Source organism: Modestobacter sp. SYSU DS0657, from assembly GCF_054050925.1.
In genome coordinates this window covers 17,496-36,498 of sequence record NZ_JBJHAG010000012.1, presented here as the reverse complement: position 1 = coordinate 36,498, position 19,003 = coordinate 17,496, and the positions used below count along the sequence as shown (strand labels likewise).

General features: G+C 74.2%; 15 protein-coding genes. 5 read left to right on the top strand and 10 right to left on the bottom strand.

Annotated elements, in window-relative coordinates; translation table 11 throughout:
* Positions 1–90 precede the first annotated feature (90 nt).
* The 4 genes from deoC to ACI79A_RS09660 all read left to right on the top strand — a co-directional run bounded on the left by deoC (position 91) and on the right by ACI79A_RS09660 (position 4,999).
* On the top strand, positions 91–1,086 hold the full coding sequence (deoC, locus tag ACI79A_RS09675) for a deoxyribose-phosphate aldolase (RefSeq protein ID WP_457082441.1): 996 nt from the start codon (positions 91–93) through the stop codon (positions 1,084–1,086).
* On the top strand, positions 1,086–2,555 hold the full coding sequence (locus tag ACI79A_RS09670; RefSeq protein ID WP_457082439.1) for an aldehyde dehydrogenase family protein: 1,470 nt from the start codon (positions 1,086–1,088) through the stop codon (positions 2,553–2,555). The genes deoC and ACI79A_RS09670 overlap by 1 nt, the downstream gene beginning before the upstream one ends.
* Positions 2,552–3,418: an aldehyde dehydrogenase family protein gene (locus ACI79A_RS09665; protein WP_457082437.1), complete on the top strand. Its 867-nt coding sequence runs from the start codon at positions 2,552–2,554 to the stop codon at positions 3,416–3,418. Before ACI79A_RS09670 ends, ACI79A_RS09665 begins: the two co-directional genes overlap by 4 nt.
* 111 nt (positions 3,419–3,529) lie before the next feature.
* Entirely contained in the window at positions 3,530–4,999 is a 1,470-nt protein-coding gene (locus ACI79A_RS09660; RefSeq protein ID WP_457082435.1) for a hypothetical protein, read from the top strand.
* 91 nt (positions 5,000–5,090) lie between these two features.
* On the opposite strand, the gene ACI79A_RS09655 is transcribed toward ACI79A_RS09660, so the two are convergent.
* The 10 genes from ACI79A_RS09655 to ACI79A_RS09610 form a co-directional block, all read right to left on the bottom strand.
* Positions 5,091–6,752, bottom strand: coding sequence for a DEAD/DEAH box helicase (locus tag ACI79A_RS09655; protein WP_457082433.1), 1,662 nt, complete (start codon positions 6,750–6,752; stop codon positions 5,091–5,093).
* A 292-nt stretch (positions 6,753–7,044) separates the two neighbouring features.
* Complete coding sequence (locus tag ACI79A_RS09650) at positions 7,045–8,127, bottom strand: adenosine deaminase (RefSeq protein WP_457082431.1); 1,083 nt, start codon at positions 8,125–8,127, stop codon at positions 7,045–7,047.
* A 100-nt stretch (positions 8,128–8,227) separates the two neighbouring features.
* Positions 8,228–9,043, bottom strand: coding sequence for an ABC transporter permease (locus ACI79A_RS09645; protein ID WP_457082429.1), 816 nt, complete (start codon positions 9,041–9,043; stop codon positions 8,228–8,230).
* 73 nt (positions 9,044–9,116) lie between these two features.
* Positions 9,117–10,028, bottom strand: coding sequence for an ABC transporter ATP-binding protein (locus tag ACI79A_RS09640; RefSeq protein WP_457082427.1), 912 nt, complete (start codon positions 10,026–10,028; stop codon positions 9,117–9,119).
* 86 nt (positions 10,029–10,114) lie between these two features.
* Entirely contained in the window at positions 10,115–11,392 is a 1,278-nt protein-coding gene (locus ACI79A_RS09635; protein WP_457082425.1) for a thymidine phosphorylase, read from the bottom strand.
* Positions 11,389–11,832, bottom strand: a complete 444-nt coding sequence (locus ACI79A_RS09630) for a cytidine deaminase (RefSeq protein ID WP_457082423.1) — start codon at positions 11,830–11,832, stop codon at positions 11,389–11,391. The genes ACI79A_RS09635 and ACI79A_RS09630 overlap by 4 nt, the downstream gene beginning before the upstream one ends.
* Before the next feature lie 76 nt (positions 11,833–11,908).
* Positions 11,909–13,189 (bottom strand): ABC transporter permease, encoded by a 1,281-nt coding sequence (locus tag ACI79A_RS09625; protein WP_457082421.1) that lies wholly within the window; start codon positions 13,187–13,189, stop codon positions 11,909–11,911.
* On the bottom strand, positions 13,186–14,442 hold the full coding sequence (locus ACI79A_RS09620; protein ID WP_457082419.1) for an ABC transporter permease: 1,257 nt from the start codon (positions 14,440–14,442) through the stop codon (positions 13,186–13,188). The genes ACI79A_RS09625 and ACI79A_RS09620 overlap by 4 nt, the downstream gene beginning before the upstream one ends.
* Complete coding sequence (locus ACI79A_RS09615; RefSeq protein ID WP_457082417.1) at positions 14,439–15,986, bottom strand: ABC transporter ATP-binding protein; 1,548 nt, start codon at positions 15,984–15,986, stop codon at positions 14,439–14,441. The genes ACI79A_RS09620 and ACI79A_RS09615 overlap by 4 nt, the downstream gene beginning before the upstream one ends.
* A 173-nt stretch (positions 15,987–16,159) precedes the next feature.
* Entirely contained in the window at positions 16,160–17,203 is a 1,044-nt protein-coding gene (locus ACI79A_RS09610) for a BMP family lipoprotein (protein WP_457082559.1), read from the bottom strand.
* 279 nt (positions 17,204–17,482) lie between these two features.
* On the opposite strand from ACI79A_RS09610, the gene ACI79A_RS09605 reads away from it, so the two are divergent.
* Complete coding sequence (locus ACI79A_RS09605) at positions 17,483–18,979, top strand: D-alanyl-D-alanine carboxypeptidase family protein (RefSeq protein WP_457082415.1); 1,497 nt, start codon at positions 17,483–17,485, stop codon at positions 18,977–18,979.
* Positions 18,980–19,003: the final 24 nt, after the last annotated feature.

The window sequence follows — 19,003 nt, the reverse complement described above, 5'->3', positions numbered from 1 at the left end:
CTCATCCGATCCCCTCGCGGGCCCTCCGTCGGGAGGAGCCGGAGGGGTGAGCGCCGAGGAGTTGTCGGCGGGCAGTGGAGAATGCCCGGCATGACCCACGTGCTCGACCCGAACGCGCTGGCCGGGTCCGGCGGCGCCCCGGGCACCCCACCCGACCCGTTCGCCGACGTGACCCGCTCGGACGACGCCTTCCGCGCCTTCCTGCACGGGCTGCCCGGCGTCGACCAGGTGGGCGCCCAGCAGCGGGTCGCCGTGCTCGGCTCCCGTTCGATCAAGAGCACCGCGAAGGCCTGGGCGATCGACACCGCGATCTCGATGGTCGACCTGACCACCCTCGAGGGCGCCGACACCCCCGGCAAGGTGCGCAGCCTCGCCGCCAAGGCCCGCCGCCCCGATCCGGAGGACCTCACCTGCCCGGCCGTCGCCGCGGTCTGCGTCTACGGCGACCTCGCCGGCGTGGCCAAGGAGGCGCTGGCCGGCACCGGCATCAACGTCGCCGCCGTCGCCACCGCCTTCCCCAGCGGCCGCGCCAGCCGGGCGGTCAAGCTCGCCGACGTCCGGGACGCGGTCGCGAACGGCGCCGACGAGATCGACATGGTCATCGACCGCGGGGCGTTCCTGTCCGGCCGCTACCTCGACGTGTTCGAGGAGATCGTCGCGGTGAAGGAGGCCTGCGGGCCCGCGCACCTCAAGGTGATCCTGGAGACCGGCGAGCTGGTCACGCTGGACAACGTCCGCCGCGCCTCCTGGCTGGCGATGCTCGCCGGCGGCGACTTCATCAAGACCTCCACCGGGAAGATCTCCCCCGCCGCCACGCTGCCGGTCTGCCTGGTGATGATGGAGGCGGTCCGCGACTTCCGCGCCGCCACCGGCCGCCAGGTCGGCGTCAAGCCCGCCGGCGGCATCCGGACGACGAAGGACGCCGTCAAGCACCTGGTGCTGGTCAACGAGACCGCCGGTGCCGACTGGCTCTCCCCCGACTGGTTCCGCCTCGGCGCTTCCAGCCTGCTCAACGACCTGCTCCTGCAGCGCCAGAAGCTCCGCACCGGCCACTACTCCGGCCCCGACCACGTGAGCGTGGACTGATGACCTCTCCCACCCAGCCCACCTCGAGCCTGTTCGAGTACGCGCCGGCCCCGGAGTCCCGCTCCATCGTCGACCTGAAGCCCAGCTACGGCCTGTTCGTCGACGGTGAGTTCACCCCCGGCGCCGACACCCCGCTGAAGACCGTCAACCCGGCCACCGAGGAGGTGCTCAGCGAGGTCGCCGTGGGGTCCGAGGAGGACGTCGACCGCGCCGTCCGCGCCGCCCGCCGCGCGTTCGCCCGGGTCTGGGGGCCGATGCGTCCGGCCGACCGCGGCAAGTACCTGTTCCGCATCGCCCGGCTGCTGCAGGAGCGGGCCCGGGAGTTCGCCGTGCTGGAGAGCCTCGACAACGGCAAGCCGATCCGGGAGAGCCGGGACGTCGACGTCCCGCTGGCGGCGGCCCACTTCTTCTACCACGCGGGCTGGGCCGACAAGCTGGAGCACGCGGGGCTCGGGCCGGCCCCGCGCCCGCTCGGCGTGGCCGGCCAGGTCATCCCGTGGAACTTCCCGCTGCTCATGCTGGCGTGGAAGGTCGCCCCCGCGCTGGCCGCCGGCAACACCGTCGTCCTCAAGCCCGCGGAGACCACCCCGCTGACCGCGCTGCTGTTCGCCGAGGTGTGCCAGCAGGCCGACCTGCCGCCCGGCGTGGTCAACATCGTGACCGGCGCCGGCCGGACCGGCCGCGCGGTGGTGGCCCACCCCGACGTCGACAAGGTGGCCTTCACCGGCTCCACCGAGGTCGGCCGGGAGATCGCCCGCTCGGTCGCCGGCACCGGCAAGCGGCTCACCCTGGAGCTGGGCGGCAAGGCCGCCAACATCGTCTTCGACGACGCCCCGGTCGACCAGGCCGTCGAGGGGATCGTCCGCGGCATCTTCTTCAACCAGGGCCACGTCTGCTGCGCGGGCTCGCGCCTGCTGGTGCAGGAGTCGGTGCACGACGAGGTCATCGCGGCGCTGCAGCGGCGGATCGGCACCCTGCGCGTCGGCGACCCGCTGGACAAGAACACCGACCTCGGCGCGATCAACTCCGCCGAGCAGCTGGCCCGGATCCACGAGCTGTCCGACATCGGCGAGGCCGAGGGCGCCCAGCGCTGGCAGCCGGCCTGCGACCTCCCCGACCGCGGCTTCTGGTTCCCCCCGACGATCTTCACCAACGTCTCGGCGGCGCACCGCATCGCCCGCGACGAGGTCTTCGGCCCGGTGCTGTCCGTGCTCACCTTCCGCACCCCCGACGAGGCGGTCGCGAAGGCGAACAACTCGACCTACGGGCTGTCGGCCGGGATCTGGTCGGAGAAGGGCTCCCGCATCCTGAAGATCGCCGACCAGCTGCGGGCCGGTGTGGTGTGGGCCAACACCTTCAACGAGCTCGACCCCACCTCGCCGTTCGGCGGCTACAAGCAGTCCGGCTACGGCCGCGAGGGCGGCCGGCAGGGGCTGGCCGCCTACCTCTCGACGGGAGACGCCAAGTGACCGACCGCCTCGCCGTCCGCAAGACCTACAAGCTCTACCTGGGCGGGGCGTTCCCCCGCTCGGAGTCCGGCCGCACCTACGAGGTGCACGACGCCAAGGGCCACTTCCTCGCCAACGCCGCCTGGGCCTCCCGCAAGGACGCCCGGGACGCCGTCGTCGCCGCCCGCGGCGCCTTCCCGAAGTGGTCCGGCGCCACCGCCTACAACCGGGGCCAGGTGCTCTACCGGGTCGCCGAGGTGATGGAGGGCCGCGCCGCCCAGTTCGCCGAGGAGGTGGCCGCCGGCGAGGGGCTGTCCGGCGCCAAGGCCCGGGCCGCCGTGGACGCCGCGATCGACCGGTGGGTCTGGTACGCCGGGTGGACCGACAAGCTCGCCGCCGTCCTGGGCAGCAGCAACCCGGTCGCCGGCCCGTACTTCGGCTTCTCCACTCCCGAGCCGACCGGCGTGGTCGCCGTCCTGGCTCCGCAGCGGTCGAGCCTGCTCGGGCTGGTCAGCGTGCTCGCGCCGGTGCTCGCCGGGGGCAACACCGCCGTCGTCGTCTCCGCCAAGGAGCGCCCGCTGCCGGCCATCACCCTGGGCGAGGTGCTCGCCACCTCCGACGTCCCCGGCGGTGTGGTCAACCTGCTCACCGGCGACGCCGCGGAGATCGGGCCCTGGCTGGCCGAGCACGCCGACGTCGACGCGATCGACCTGGCCGGTGCGCACGGCCCGCTGGCGATGGAGCTGGAGCGCTCGGCCGCCGGCACGATCAAGCGCGTGCTGCGGGCTCCGGCGGAGGAGCCGGACTGGACCGCGGACCCCGGTCTCAGCCGGATGACGCCGTTCCTGGAGACCAAGTCGGTCTGGCACCCGATGGGCGTGTAGCAGGGCCCCGCCGCTCCCCGGCGCTCGCGAACCGGCGGCGGGATCCGGCACCGGGGCCACGGGTCGGGGACCGCAGTGCGCGCGCGCGGGTCCACCGGGCAGGATGGGCGGGTGGCCAGGCCCAGCATCGTCCCCATCGCCCTCACCCTCGACGACCGCACCGGCTACACGCTCTGGGCTCCTCCCTGGGAGGAGGACGGCGAGGAGTGGCAGGCGTTCCTCGGCAGCACGGTCGACGTGCCCGCCGACCTGAACGACGACGACCCCGAGGACGGCGTCACCAAGGCCGTCGTCCACCTGTTCCCCTCCCCGGCCGCGCTGGCCGCCTTCTGCCGCGCCAGCACCGACCACGACCTCGCCGACCACCCGGTCTGGCCGGTCGTGGCCGGGCTCGACGCCGGCGACCTGACCCCCGACGAGGACCACCGGTTCGACCTGGACGGCGTCTACGACGTGGTCGCGGAGAACCCGGACCGCTGGGCCGTCGACGAGCTGGCCGCCGTCGTCGACGTCGTCGGGCGCATCGCCGAGTGCTGCGACACGACCGATGACGAGGACGACCTGCTCGACGACGACGAGACCGAGTTCGAGTCGGTCGCCGAGCTGGTCTCCCGCCCCGAGGTGGCCGCGCTGCCCCTCGGCGTGCAGGCGTTCCTCGGCCGCACCGGTGAGGAGTCCTGGCAGCGGCTGGGCACCGCGATCGACGAGCTCTGGGAGGACGTGCTCGAGGAGCTCGACGACCACCTGGACTGGACCGGGGCCGGCAGCGTCTCCCCCGACGACTACCCATCGGCCGCCGAGGAGGCCGAGGCCCGCGCGGCGGAGCCGGACGACGAGGACGACGACGAGGACGACGACGTCGACCTGCTCGACGATGACGACGCCGCTGCTCGCCCGGCCGTGGCGGGGGCCAGCGCGCAGCGCCAGCCGGCCGGCTCCACCGCTGCGGCCCCGGGCGTGCCGACCACCGGCACCCGGGACATCCGCGGCGGCAGCCGGCTGACCGCCAGCCCGGCCGCGGTCGCCGCCGCCCAGGAGTTCTGGGAGGCGGTCGGCATCCTCCCCGTCGAGCTGGTCGTCCCCGAGGGCGCCGGCCTGACCCTGCGCTGCTACGTCGAGGACCGCGCCCGGTTCCTCGGCCGCGACGGGCAGGTCTTCCTGTTCCCCTCCCCGGTCGAGCTGGCCCGCTTCTGCGCCTCGGACGAGCGCCACGACCTCAGCGGCATCGCCTCCTGGCCGGAGGTGGCCGACACCGACGTCCTGCCGCTGCCGGCCGACCAGGACCGCTACGACCTCACCGCGCTCGCCGAGGTGCTGCGCGAGGTCGCCGGCGGCGCCGGCGGGCTGGTGCAGCACGAGGCGCTGGAGCAGCCGGTCGAGGGCGTGCGGGACGTCGCCGAGTACGCCGGGCTGACGAGGGTCGAGGAGCTGCTCACCGGCGACACCCCGCTGGGTCGCGCCGTCGCCCGCAGCGAGACCGACCCGGCGGCGCCGCTGCCGGCCCAGGACGCCGCCGGGCTGGCGAGTTCCTGGGACGAGGTCGTCACCGAGGTCAGCGGGGCCCTGCGCTTCCGCGACTAGGACCCGCAACGGCAACGGCCGGCCCCCGCGGATGCGGGAGCCGGCCGTTGCCGTTCAGGCCCCGCTGCCCGGAGGCAGCGGGGTCCTTCCGTCAGTAGGAGCGCGCCGGACGGGGCGGGCGGCCGCCGGAGCGGTTGCCCTCCCCGGCGCCGCGGTACCCACCGGGACGCCGGTCGCGGGAGTCCCCGCCGAATGAGCGATCCCGGTCGCCGTAGGAGCGCTCGCCCTGGGGGCGGCTCCCGTACGAACGATCGCGGTCGCCCGCGGGCCGGTCACCGGCCGGACGATCCCGGTCGCCGTAGGAGCGCTCGCCCTGGGGGCGCTCGCCGTACGAACGATCGCGGTCGCCGTAGGACCGGCGGGGGCCGCTGCGGCCGCCGGGGCGGTCGCCGTCCCGGCGCGGCCGGCGCCCACCGGGGCCGCCGGCCCCGGCCGGACGGCGCGACTCGCGCACCGGGCGCTGCACCGGCTCGACGAAGGTGCCACCGGCGACCAGGTCGGAGATCGCGGTGTCCCCCGGACGGATCCGGGTGACCTGCGGCTCGACCTTGGCCTGGCGGAACCGACGCTTGGACTGCCCCACCTGGTCGGGCAGCAGCAGCGAGACCACGACACCCGCGGCACCGGCGCGCGCGGTGCGGCCGGAGCGGTGCAGGTAGGTCTTGTGGTCGGCCGGCGGGTCGTAGTGCAGCACCAGCGACACGTCGTCGACGTGGATGCCACGCGCGGCGACGTCGGTGGCCACCAGCACCGGGCTGCGGGCGTCGGTGAACGCTTCCAGTGCCCGGCGACGCGCCGACTGCGGCAGGCCGCCGTGGATCGGCTCGGCGGAGATGCCGACGGCCTGCAGGTTGCCGGCCAGCCGGTCGGCACCGTGCTGGGTGCGCACGAAGATGATGATCCGGCCCGGGCGGGCGGCCATCGCCTCGGTGACCTTCAGCTTGTCCGGGAAGGACACGCTGTAGGCCAGGTGCTCGGCCTGCGGACCGGAGTCCGCGGCCTTGACGACCTCGTGCCGCGCCGGGTCCTTGAGGTAACGGCGGACCAGGGTGTCGACCTCACCGTCCAGGGTGGCCGAGAACAGCAGCCGCTGGGCGTCGGGGCGGGTCTGGTCGAGCAGCTCCTTGACCACCGGCAGGAAGCCGAGGTCGGACATGAAGTCGGCCTCGTCGATGATCGAGACGACGACCTCGGAGAGGGTCGTCTCGCCCTGGTTGATCAGGTCCTGCAGCCGGCCGGGGGTGGCGATGAGCACGTCGACGCCGCGACGCAGCTGCTGGATCTGGCGGTACATCGAGGCACCGCCGTACACGGCGGCCAGCTGGACGCCGATCGACTGGCCGAGCGGGGCCAGGTTGTCGTGCACCTGCTGGGCCAGCTCACGGGTCGGCACCAGGATCAGGCCACGCGGCGCCCGCCGGCCGTGCTGCGCGTCGCCGCCCAGGCGGGCCAGCAGCGGCAGCCCGAAGGCCAGCGTCTTGCCGGAACCGGTGGCGGCCTTGCCCAGCACGTCGCGCCCGGCGAGGGCGTCGGGCAGCGCGGAGGTCTGGATGGCGAACGGGTGCCGGATGCCCTTGCGCTCCAGCGCGGTGACCAGCGGCTGGGGCAGGCCCAGCTGGGCGAAGGTCGGGCCGGTGGGCTCGGGGGCCTCCTCGGTCGCGGCGGGCGCCGTGACCTCGGGAGTGGAGGCGGCGGCCTCGAGGAGGGTGTTCTCAGGGGTGGTGCGGGTGTCGACAGAGTCGAACGAGGACAAGCGGGAACTCCGATACAGATCGGTGCGCGTCCCGTGGTGCTGCTGATCGCCGGGGTGTCCGGCGTCCACACTGGTGATCGCGGCCGTCTGCGGTGACGCGTTGATCTGCACGGATGCGCTGTGCCCGGACAGGACCGCCCGGGAGGATGACCGGCACATTCACCGGCACGGTCAGGTTAGCAGCGCGGCGGCCGGATTGATTCCCGCGCCTTCGGCCCCCTTGCAGGGAACCCGCCGCGAGCCGGCGAGTGGTGGGGGGCAAGGGGGCCCTTCGACCACTCCCCCGGGTGCCTCAGCTGCCCGCGCGGAGGGCGTCGTAGGCGGGGCGGACCACCTCGGTGGTGATCCGGGCACGCACGGCGTCGTCGTGGAAGCCGGCGCGCAGCGCCCGCTCGGTCACCGTCTGCACGTCGTCCCAGCCCCAGCCGAAGGCGGCGGCGACGGCGGCCAGCTCGCTGCTCGCCGAGACCCCGCTCATCAGGCGGTTGTCGGTGTTGAGGGTCACGGCGAAGCCGGCCCGGTGCAGCCGGTCGACCGGGTGGTCGGCCAGCGACGGGTAGGCGCCGGTCTGCACGTTGGACGACGGGGCGACCTCCAGCGGCACCTGTTCGTCGCGGACCCGCTGCGCCACCGGACCGAGCGCGCCGTCGACGGGCACCTCGTCGGCGATGCGCACCCCGTGGCCCAGCCGCTCGGCGCCCGCGCCGTCCAGCGCGGCGACGATCGAGGGGATCCCGGCGGCCTCCCCGGCGTGCACGGTGCGGTGCGCCCCGGCCCGGTCCAGCACGGCGATCGCCTCCGGGATGCGGTCCGGTGGGAAGCCGTCCTCGGGGCCGGCCAGGTCGAAGCCGACCACCCCGGCGTCGGCGAACCGGACCACCTGCTCGGCGACCTCCACCCACCGGTCGGCCTGGCGCATCGCGCACAGCAGGGTGCCGACGACGATCGGCGTCCCGGCTGCCGCGGCCTCCCGGCTGCCCTGGGCGTAGCCGTCGAGCATCGCCTCGACCACCGCGGGCAGGGCCATGCCGCCCTCGGTGAGCAGCTCCGGCGCCATCCGCACCTCGGCGTAGACGACGCCGTCGGCGGCCAGGTCGAGCGCGGCCTCGCGGGCGACCCGGTGCACAGCCGCGGGCCGCTGCAGCACCGCGACGGTGTGCGCGAACGTCTCCAGGTAGCGCGGCAGCGACCCGGAGTCGGCCGCCTCGCGGAACCAGCGGCCCAGCGCCGCGGGCTCGTCGGCCGGCAGGTCGCGGTACCCGACCTCGTCGGCCAGTTCCAGCACCGTCTGCGGCCGCAGCCCGCCGTCCAGGTGGTCGTGCAGCAGCACCTTGGGAGCACGGACGAGGTTCTCGGCGTTCAGCGGGACGGGCACCCCGCCATTCTCCGACATGACCGCCCGGCACTCGCAGGCATAGGAAGTTCTGCGCTGCGAACCGGGTGCGGAGCTTCCTACGCCCGGTGGACCAGTGCCCTCACCGGCTCTCCCGGTCCTGCCAGCGGAAGGTGCGCACGCACAGCACCAGGCCGACGACGCACCAGATCCCGAGCACCAGCGCGACCCGGCCCAGCTCCCAGGTGCCGGCCGGCTCGGCGGCGGCGAGCTCGTCGGGGAGGAACACCGACCGCAGCCCCTGCGCCATCCACTTCAGCGGGAAGACCGCGGCGATCGTCTGCAGCCAGGTGGGCACCTCGCTGAACTGGAAGAACACCCCGGAGATGAACTGCAGCACCAACGCGATCGGGGTGACCGTGGCCGACGCCGAGCGCCCGTTGCGGGCCAGGCTGGAGACCGCGATGCCCAGCAGCGTGCACGCTGCCGAGCCGAGCCCGGCGACCCAGAGGAAGGTCAGCCAGTCCGCACCCGAGGGGAGCGCGACGTCGTAGAAGACGACCCCGATGACCAGCAGGATCGCCACGATGGCCACGGTGACGACGAGGACCTGCACGACCTTGCCGACGAAGTAGGCGCTCTTGGGCATCGGGGTGCCGGCCAGGCCCTTGAGCGTGCCGTCGGAGCGCTCGGTGGCGATGCTGATCGCCATGTTCTGCAGGCTGGCGCCGAGGATGCCCGCGGCGATCACCCCGGCCATGAAGTACTGGGTGAAGCTGACCCCGGCCCCGAGGTCGTAGTCGAGCACCGCGCCGAAGACCAGCAGCAGGATCACCGGGAACATCAGCGTGAAGACGACGGACTCGCGCTGCCGGAAGAACTCCTTGAGCTCCACCCCGGCCCGGGTCCGGCAGACCGCGCCCACCGAGGGCAGCGCCTGCTCGCGGGTGGCGGTCACGATGACGCACCCCCTCGCTGCGCTCGGCCGTTCGCTCCGCTCCTCGCTCGCTGGCGCTCGCTGCGATGCTCACTCACTGCCGGCCCTCTCCGATCATCCTCAGGTAGACGTCCTCGAGCGTGGGCCGGGCGACGGCCAGGTCGGGCACCTCGCCGGAGAACCGACCGGCCAGCTCGGCGACGAACGCCGTCGGCGTCGCGGTCTCGACCACCCGGCGCCTGCCGTCCTCGGTCCAGCTGACGACGGCGGGCGCGGCGCCCCGGCCGCCGAGCTCGGCCGGGACGGCGACCTCGACCAGCCGGCCGTGGGCGATCACCCCCACCCGGTCGGCCAGCTCCTCGGCCTCGTCCAGGTAGTGGGTGGTGAGCAGCATCGTGGTGCCGAGGTCGCGCAGCGAGCGGATCAGCGACCAGAACTGGCGGCGGGCCTCCGGGTCGAAGCCGGTGGTCGGCTCGTCGAGGAACAGCAGCCGGGGGCGGCCGACGATGCCGAGCGCCACGTCGAGCCGCCGGCGCTGACCGCCGGAGAGGGTGCGCCCGCGGGAGCCGGCCTTCTCGGTGAGCCCGACCAGCTCGAGCACCTCGTCGGGGTCACGCGGGTCGGCGTAGTAGGACGCCTGCGCGCGCAGCAGCTCACGGCAGGTCAGCTGGCTGTCGCCGGCGCCGGACTGCAGCACGATGCCCAGCTCGCCCTTCCACGCCCGCCCGCCGGCGGCCGGGTCGACGCCGAGCACCCGGACCTCGCCGCCGTCGCGGCTGCGGTAGCCCTCCAGCACCTCGACCGTGGTGGTCTTGCCGGCGCCGTTGGGGCCCAGCAGCGCGAAGATCTCCCCGCGCCGGATGTCCAGGTCCAGGCCGTCGACGGCCGCCCGCTCGCCGTAGCGCTTGACCAGGCCGCGCACCGAGATGGCGGCGTCGGGATCGAGCGGCACTCCCGCGGGGGGCGCCCCGAGCGTGCGGGTCGTGGGGAGGTCCTTCTGCTGCACGAGGCGTCAGTGTCCTCCACGCGCCTGTGACCCCCTCGCAGGGCCCCGCCGCGAGCTCGCGAGTGGTGGGGGACGGGAGGGTCCTTCTAGATGCGGTCGATGAGCAGCGGGAGCGGCCGGTCGTCGGTGTCGACGCCGACCGCGCCCTCCAGCGCCTCCAGCGCGCGCGGGATGCGGGCGGCGTCGTCGGTCTGCAGCTCCAGCAGCGGCTGACCGGCGGTCACCTGCTCCCCCACTCCCGCGTGCCAGACGACGCCGGCCGCGGCCGAGACCGGGTCCTCCTTGCGCGCGCGCCCGGCGCCCAGCCGCCAGGCGGCGACCCCGAGTGCGTAGGCGTCGAGCCGGGTGAGGGTGCCGGTCGCCGGCGCGGTGACCACGTGCCGCTCGGCGGGCTGCGGCAGCGAGGCGTCCGGGTCGCCGCCCTGGGCGGCGATCATCCGGCGCCAGGCGTCCATCGCCCGGCCGTCGGCGAGCGCGTCGGCGGGGTCGACGTCGTCCCGGCCGACCCCGGCGAGCATCTCCCGCGCCAGCGCCAGGGTGAGCTCGACGACGTCGGCCGGCCCGCCCCCGGCGAGCACCTCCACCGACTCGGCGACCTCGACGGCGTTGCCGGCGCTGCGGCCCAGCGGACGGTCCATCGCGGTGACCAGGGCGACGGTGCGCACCCCGGCGGCCTCCCCGAGGCCGACCATCGTGCGGGCCAGCGTGCGGGCGTCGTCGGGGTCGCGCATGAAAGCGCCCGACCCGGTCTTCACGTCGAGCACGAGCGCGTCGGCGCCCTCGGCGATCTTCTTGCTCATGATCGAGCTGGCGATCAGCGGGATCGACTCCACCGTGCCGGTGACGTCGCGCAGCGCGTAGAGCACCTTGTCGGCCGGGGCGAGGTCGGCGCCGGCGGCGCAGATCACCGCACCGACGTCGCGCAGCTGCTGCTCGTACTCGGCGTCGGTGAGCGAGGCCCGCCAGCCGGGCACCGACTCCAGCTTGTCCAGCGTGCCGCCGGTGTGGCCAAGCCCGCGGCCGGACAGCTGCGGCACCGCCACCCCGCAGGCGGCGACCAGCGGCGCCAGCGGCAGGGTGATCTTGTCGCCGACCCCGCCGGTGGAGTGCTTGTCGGCGGTGGGCCGGCCCAGGCCGGAGAGGTCCTTGCGGACGCCGGAGTCGATCATCGCCTGCGTCCAGACGGAGAGCTCCTCGGCCGCCATGCCCTGGAAGAACACGGCCATCAGCAGCGCGCTCATCTGCTCGTGGGCCACGTCGCCGGCGGTGTAGGCGCCGATCACCCAGCGGATCTGCTCCGGCGTCAGGGGCTGCCCGTCGCGCTTGGCCCGGATGACGTCGACGGCGTCGAACGGCTGGGTCATCGCGAGGCCTCCGCTGTGCCATCGGCAGACCGCGCGGCGGCAGCCGTGAGGTCGTCGGGGCCGAACGCGTCGGGCAGCACGTCGCTCATCGGCACGATGCCCAGCGACACGGTCTCGATGAGCATGTCGCGCCCGCCGTGCTCCCACAGCAGCTGCCGGCAGCGCCCGCAGGGCATCAGCGGCTGCCCGTCACCACCGACGCAGGCCACCGCGACCAGCCGCCCACCACCGGTGCGCGCCAGGTCACTGACCATGCCGCACTCGGCGCACAGCCCCAGGCCGTAGGAGGCGTTCTCCACGTTGCAGCCGGTGACCACCCGGCCGTCGTCCACCAGCCCGGCCACCCCCACCGGGAACCGCGAGTACGGCGCGTACGCGTGGGTCATAGCCTCCCGGGCGAAGGCCCGCAGGGCGTCCCAGTCGATCTCCGGCGACGTCACGGGGTCGCTCCCTCGGCTCGTTCCGCTCCTCGCTCGCTGGCGCTCGCTGCGATGCTCGCGAGCCGGTCCGCTCCCATCAGTGCTCTCCTCGTCGGTAGACCAGCCCGTCGGCCTTCGGCGGCCGCAGCCGTTGCGAGGCCAGCGACAGGACCAACAGCGTGGTCAGGTGCGGGGTGAAGGAGACAATGCCCGGGGGCAGCTCGTCGATGGTGAGGAAGCCGGCCAGCGCCGCGGCGCCGAACGCCACGGCGATCACCGCCTGCACGTAGCGGCGCCGGGTGGCCTGCCAGATCGCCACTCCCACCAGGATCACAGCGATGAGCAGCAGCAGCGCGACGACGGCGGTCCGGCTGCGCAGCTGCAGGGCGTCGGCGAAGCCGAAGAGGCCGGCGCCGGCGGCCAGGCCACCCGGCCGCCAGTTGCCGAAGATGAGCGCGGCCAGGCCGATGAAGCCGCGGCCGTTGGTCTGCCCCTCGCGGTAGATGTTGGCGATGAAGACCAGGAAGACCCCGCCCAGGCCGGCCAGCCCGCCGGAGATGATCACGGCGATGTACTTGAGCCGGTACACCGGGACACCGAGGGAGTCCGCGGCCGCCGGGTTCTCCCCGCAGGAGCGCAGCCGCAGGCCGAACGCCGTCCGCCAGAGCACCAGGTATGCCGCCGGGACCATCAGCACGGCCAGCACGGTGAGCACGCCGACCCCGCTGCTGATCCCGCGGAGCAGGCCGGCGAGGTCGCTGACCAGGAACCAGTGCCGGGACTCCAGGTCACCGAGCAGGTCGGGACCGGAGGAGAGCACCGGCAGCGAGAAGCTCGGTGGCCGGCTGGACAGCGGTGGCGACTGGGTGACCCCACCGCCCGCGGCGTTGTCGGTGTAGAGCAGCTCGGAGAGGAACCGGACGACGCCGGCGGCCAGGATGTTGATCGCCACGCCGGACACCACGTGGTCGACACCGAAGGTGACCGTGGCGATGGCGTGCAGCAGGCCGCCGAGCGCACCGCAGAGCGCACCGCCGGCCAGCGCACCGACCCAGCCCCACTGGTAGCCGGCCCAGCCGGCCCCCCAGGTGCCGAGGATCATCATGCCGTCCAGGCCGATGTTGACCACGCCCGCGCGCTCGGCGAACAGGCCACCGAGGGCGACGAGGAGCAGCGGGACGGCGAGCAGCAGGGCCGCGCCGAAGGTCGAGGACGACGTCAGCGCCTGCTCGCCCGAGATCACCCGCACGGCGGAGAACAGCACCAGCAGCCCGACCAGCAGCCAGGTGATCCGCCGAGCCCGGCCGCCACCGAGGAACAGCTCGGTCACCGGGCCACGGTCGGCACCGGAGGTGCGTGCGGCGGTTGCGGTGCTCATGCCCCTGCTCCCTGACGGCTGTCGCTGCGGCCGGCGTCACCCGTCGCGTTGCGGACCCCGACGCCGGTGCCGGTGCCGGTCGTGGGACCGACGTCCGGTGGCGGCCCGTCGCCGGGCCCCTGCCCGCCTCCGGTGCTGCCGTCACCGGTGGTGGGTGGCGCGACGGCGTTGCCGCGCTCGGCTCGCTGTCGGGTCACTCGGCGGGCGACCTCGTTGGCGACGACGACGGCGAGCACGATCGTGCCCTGGATGATCGTGACCACCGAGGCCGGGATGTCGGCGAACTGCAGCGGGATCGCGGCCCGGTCCAGGAAGGCGAACAGCAGCGCCCCGAACGCGATCCCCAGCGGGGTGTTGCGGCCGAGCAGCGCCACGGCGATGCCCAGGAAGCCCAGGCCGGAGGTGAACTCGGTGTTGTAGCTGCGCGCGTCACCGAGCAGGTCGGGCATGCCGATCAGCCCGGCGATGGCGCCGGAGATGAGCATCGCCTTGAGCACCATCCGGCGGGCGTCCACGCCGCTGGCGGTGGCCGCGGACGCCGACATCCCGGTGGCCCGCAGGTCGAAGCCGAAGCGGGTGCGCTTGATCAGCACGGCCACGGCGACGCCGACCACCACGGCGACGACCAGGAAGCCGTAGAGCTCCGACCGGGGTTCGGCCAGGCCCAGCCCGATGAGCACGCCGTTGAGACCGGGGAACCACCCGGACTCGGGGATCGGGGTGGTGGTGATGATCGAGGCGCCCTCCGGCGACCCCCGCAGCGGCCCGGTGAGCAGGTAGGACGCCAACCCCAGGGCGATGAAGTTGAGCATGATCGAGCTGATCACCTCGCTCACGCCCCGGGTCACCTTCAGCACGGCGACGATGCCGGCCCAGAGGGCACCGACCGCCATCGCGACGACGACAATGAGCAGCAGGTGCAGCGGGCCGGGCAGGGCCACCGCCGCACCGGCGCCGGCGGCCAGCACCGTGGCGATCCGGTACTGGCCCTCCACGCCGATGTTGAACAGCCCCATCCGGAAGGCGACGGAGACCGCCAGCCCGGCCAGGAAGAGCGGCACCGCCCGGTTCAGCACGACCACGATCGCCTGGGTCTGCTGGGCCGGTGAGTCGCCGAAGTCGAACATGACGCGGACCGCGGTGGCCGGGTTCTGGCCGATCAGTGCGATGACGGCCGCGGACAGGGCGAGTGCCACGACCAGGGCGATGGCCGGGGCCATCAGCGACAGGCCAAGCCGGCGGAGGGCGGTCACGCCGCACCCACCGCGTCGTCGCCGCGAGAGGCGCCGGTCATGTGCCCACCGAGTTCCTCCGGCGTCACCCGTCGCGGGTCTAGCGTCGCGACGAGCGCGCCGCGGAGCATCACGTGCAGCGTGTCGGACAAGCCGATCAGCTCGTCCAGGTCGGCCGAGACCAGCAGGATCCCCATCCCTTCCGCGCGGGCGTCCTTGAGCAGCTCCCAGATGCCGGCCTGGGCACCGACGTCGACACCGCGGGTCGGGTGGGCGGCGACGAGCAGGCGGGGGTGTGCGCTCATCTCCCGTCCGACGATCAGCTTCTGCTGGTTGCCCCCGGAGAGAGCCACAGCCGCGGTGTCCGGTCCGGGTGCCCGGACGTCGTACTCGCGCATGATCCGGGCGGTGTCGGCCCGGGCCGCCTTGCGGTCGATGAACACGCCCTTCACCGCGGGTGGCCTGGTCTGGTGCCCGAGGATCCGGTTCTCCCACAGCGGCGCGTCCAGCAGCATCCCCTGCCGGTGCCGGTCCTCCGGGACGAAGCCGATGCCGCCCTCGCGGCGCTGGCGGGTGCTCCAGTGCGCAATGTCCTCGTCGCCGAGCCGGAGCTCACCGGCAGCCAGCGGCCGCAGGCCCATGATCGCGTCGACGAGCTCGGCCTGGCCGTTGCCCTCGACGCCGGCGATGCCGACGACCTCCCCCTCGCGCACGGTGAGGGTCACGTCGTCGACGACCGACCGTCCGCCGGCGACGGCGGTGACGGTGACCCCGCGCATCCGGAGGACCGGGGCCTCCCGCACCGTGGACTCGCGCGTCGCGGCGACGGGCAGCTCGGCGCCGACCATCAGCTCGGCCAGCTCCCTGGCCGACGTCGTCCGGGGGTCGGCGGTGCCGACGGTGGTGCCCCGGCGGATGACGGTGATCGAGTCGGCGACCTTGCGCACCTCGTCGAGCTTGTGCGAGATGAAGATGACGGTGAGGCCCTCGCGCTTGAGCTCGGCGAGGTTGCCGAACAGCTCGTCGACCTCCTGCGGCACCAGCACCGCGGTCGGCTCGTCGAGGATCAGCGTGGTCGCGCCCCGGTAGAGGACCTTCGCGATCTCCACCCGCTGCCGGTCGCCGACGCCGAGGTCCTCGACCAGGGTGTCGGGGTCCAGGCCCAGCGCGTAGCTGTCGGAGATCTCCTGGATCCGGCTGCGGGCCGCACCGCGGTCGAGCCGGCCGCCCTTGGTCGGCTCGCTGCCGAGGACGACGTTCTCCAGCACGGTGAAGTTGTCGGCCAGCATGAAGTGCTGGTGGACCATCCCGATGCCCGCGGCGATAGCGTCCGCCGGGCTCCGGAAGGTCGCTGGCTCCCCGTCGAGCAGGATCTGCCCCTCGTCCGGGCGATGCATGCCGTACAGCGTCTTCATCAGCGTGGACTTGCCCGCGCCGTTCTCACCCACGATGGCGTGCACCTCACCGCGCCGGACGCGCAGCTCGATGTCCTTGTTGGCCACGACTCCGGGGAAGCGCTTGGTGATGCCGCGCAGCTCGACCGCCAGTGGTGCCGACTCGTTCAACGGGATCTCCATGGTGGGCGCGGGACCGGGGCTGGTGACCGGAGGACTTCCGGTCGTGAGCGCGTCGGACGACGTCCGGTCCGACGCGGAGACGGTACACACGGAAAACGGCGGGCCCGGGAGCGTGTACCGCCCCCGGGCCCGCCGCGTCCGTGCTGCTCAGGACGAGCGCGTCACGGGATCGTCGGGACCTCGATCTCGCCGTCGATGATCTGCTGCCGGTACTCGTCGATCTGGGTCTGGATGTCGTCGATCTGCCCGCCGGAGGTGGACAGGCCCACGCCGTCGGTCGACAGGTCGTTGACGATGTCCTGGCCGCCCTCGACGGAGCCCTCGGCGTAGTCGCCGATGAACGACTCCACCGCGTTGTCGACCCGCTTCAGCATCGACGTCATGATCACTGCCTGCAGCGCCGGGTCGTCGACCGTCTCGTACTGGTCGGAGTCGACGCCGATCGCGCGGCCACCGGCGGCGGCAGCGGCCTCGAAGACGCCCTGACCGGAGCCGCCGGCCGCGTGGTAGACGATGTCGGCGCCGGCGTCGAACATGCCCTGGGCGACGATCTTGCCGCGGGCCGGGTCGCCGAAGCCGGAGAAGTCACCGGCCGGGGAGATGTACTGGGTGTCGATGATGATGTCCGGGGCGACCGCCCGGGCACCGGCCACGTAGCCCGCCTCGAACTTCTGGATCAGCGGGTTCTCGACGCCACCGACGAAGCCGATGTGGCCGGTCTCGGACTTCAGCGCCGCAGCCGCGCCGGCGAGGAAGGACCCCTGCTCCTCGGCGAAGAGCAGGCCGGTCAGGTTGTCGGCGCCCAGATCGGCCACCGAGGAGTCGACGACGGCGAAGGTGGTGTCGGGGTACTCGGCGGCGATGTCGCCGATGATCTCGCCGTAGGCGAAGCCCACCCCGATCACCGGGTCGAACCCCTGCTCGGCCAGCTGGGCCATGCCCTCGGCGCGGTCGGAGCCGTCGTCGTTCGGGCTGAACTCCTCGACCTCGCCACCGAGCTCCTCGATGGCTGCCTCGACACCGGCGTAGGCCGAGTCGTTGAAGGAGCGGTCGCCGCGGCCGCCGGTGTCGTAGGCCAGACCGATCATCAGGTCCTCGCCACCACCGCCGGTGCCGCCCGAGCCGCTGTCGGTCTCGTCGCTGGCGCAGGCCGCCAGGGCCATGCTGCCGGCCAGCAGCAGTGCCGCGGCCTTCATCCCACGCACTCGGCGCAAGACGGTCTCCTCTCTCATGGGCCCGGCCGATCGGATCGGCGGGCCCCGGTGCCAGGGGTGTTCAATGCTCCGCCGCCCGCCCGGCCGGGGTGACCGGACCGCTCGACGACGCCCCCGGCACGCTAACTGCGGGTGAAGCGGGTGCGGCCACCCGGAGACGGATAGAGATGGGATCGTTGCCTACGGGCAACACCGGGCACACACCCCGCCGCCGTGGTGAGACGGCGCCCACAGCCCGGCCCGCGCCCCGGCCGGGTTAGCGTGCCCGTCATGCGCCACCCGACGTCCCCGGCCCGGCCGTCCGCCGGCCCCGTCGTCCGGCCCGCCGTCGTCCGTGTCCTGGTCACCGTCGCACTGGTCGCGGTCGCGGTGCTCGCCCCTCCCGCGGTGACCGCCCACGCCGAGACCGCCCACGCCGAGATCGCCCGGCCCACCGTCGACCCCGGCGCCCCCACGCCGACCGCGCCGTACGAGGCCGGTCCCCCGCAGGGCAGCGCCCTCGACGGCAGCACGGTCGGCGGGGAGGGGCTGGACACCCGCGGGGTGGTCACCGCCGAGGGCGCCCCACCGCTGCCCGAGGGGATCGACGCGCACGGCTGGCTGGTGGCCGACGCCGGCACCGGTCAGGTGCTCGGCGCCCGCGACCCGCACGGCCGCTACTACCCGGCGAGCACGATCAAGACGCTGACCCTGCTCACCCTGGCGCCGCAGCTGGACCCCGGCCAGGTCGTGGTCGCCACCGTCGAGGACGAGGCGATCGAGGGCAGCCGGGTCGGGCTGGTGCACGACGGGCAGTACCCCGTCGACCTGCTCTTCCGGGCGCTGGTCATGCAGTCGGGCAACGACGTGGCCAACGCGCTGGCCCGCACCGCCGGCGGGGTCGAGGCCACGGTCGCGGCGATGAACGCCACCGCGGCCCGGCTCGGGGCCTCGGACACCGTCGTCGGCACGCCGTCCGGCCTGGACGTGGCCGGCCAGTCCTCCTCCCCCTACGACCTGGCCCTGTTCATGCGCGAGCTGGTGGCCGACCCCTACACGCTCGACGTGCTGCAGACCCGGATCGCGCACATGCCCCCGGCGCCGGGGTACGAGGGCTTCCAGATCCAGTCGCAGAACGCGCTCCTGTCGGGCTATCCGGGAGCGCTGGGCGGCAAGACCGGCTTCACCGACGCCGCGCGGCACACCTTCGTCGCCGCGGCCGAGCGCGACGGCCGCCGGCTGGTGGTCAGCCTGATGCAGGCCGAGCGCCGCCCGGTGCACGAGCAGGAGCAGGCGACCCGGCTCCTCGACTGGGGGTTCGCCACCCCGGCCTCGGTCGACGCCCCGGGCCGGCTGGTCGACCCCGACGAGCCCGAGCCGACGGCGTCGGCCACCCCGGCCCGGCCCACCCCGACCGCCTCCTCGCCCCCGGCCGTCGCGGCTCCGCCGGTCACCGCCGCCGCCCCCACGGCGGCGCAGGAGCCGAGCAGCCCGCTCGTGCCCGTCGCCCTGGCCGTCGCCGCGGTGCTGGTGGTCATCGCCACCGTCCTCGGCCGCCGGCGGGCCCGCCGTCCGGTCAGCCGGCCCGCCGCCCCCGCCGACGGCGGGCCAGCCACCCGGTCCCCAGCGCCACCCCCAGAGCACCGGTCAGGGCACCGGCCCCCAGCAGCCCCACCGCCGTCCGCACCGGGGACACCCGCGGGTCCGCCACCGGGACCACGGCCGGGGACGCCGCCGGCGGACGCCCCGGACGGGCCTCGGCCGGAGCCACCGGGTCCGGGGCGCTGACCACCGACCGCACGTGCCCGGCGG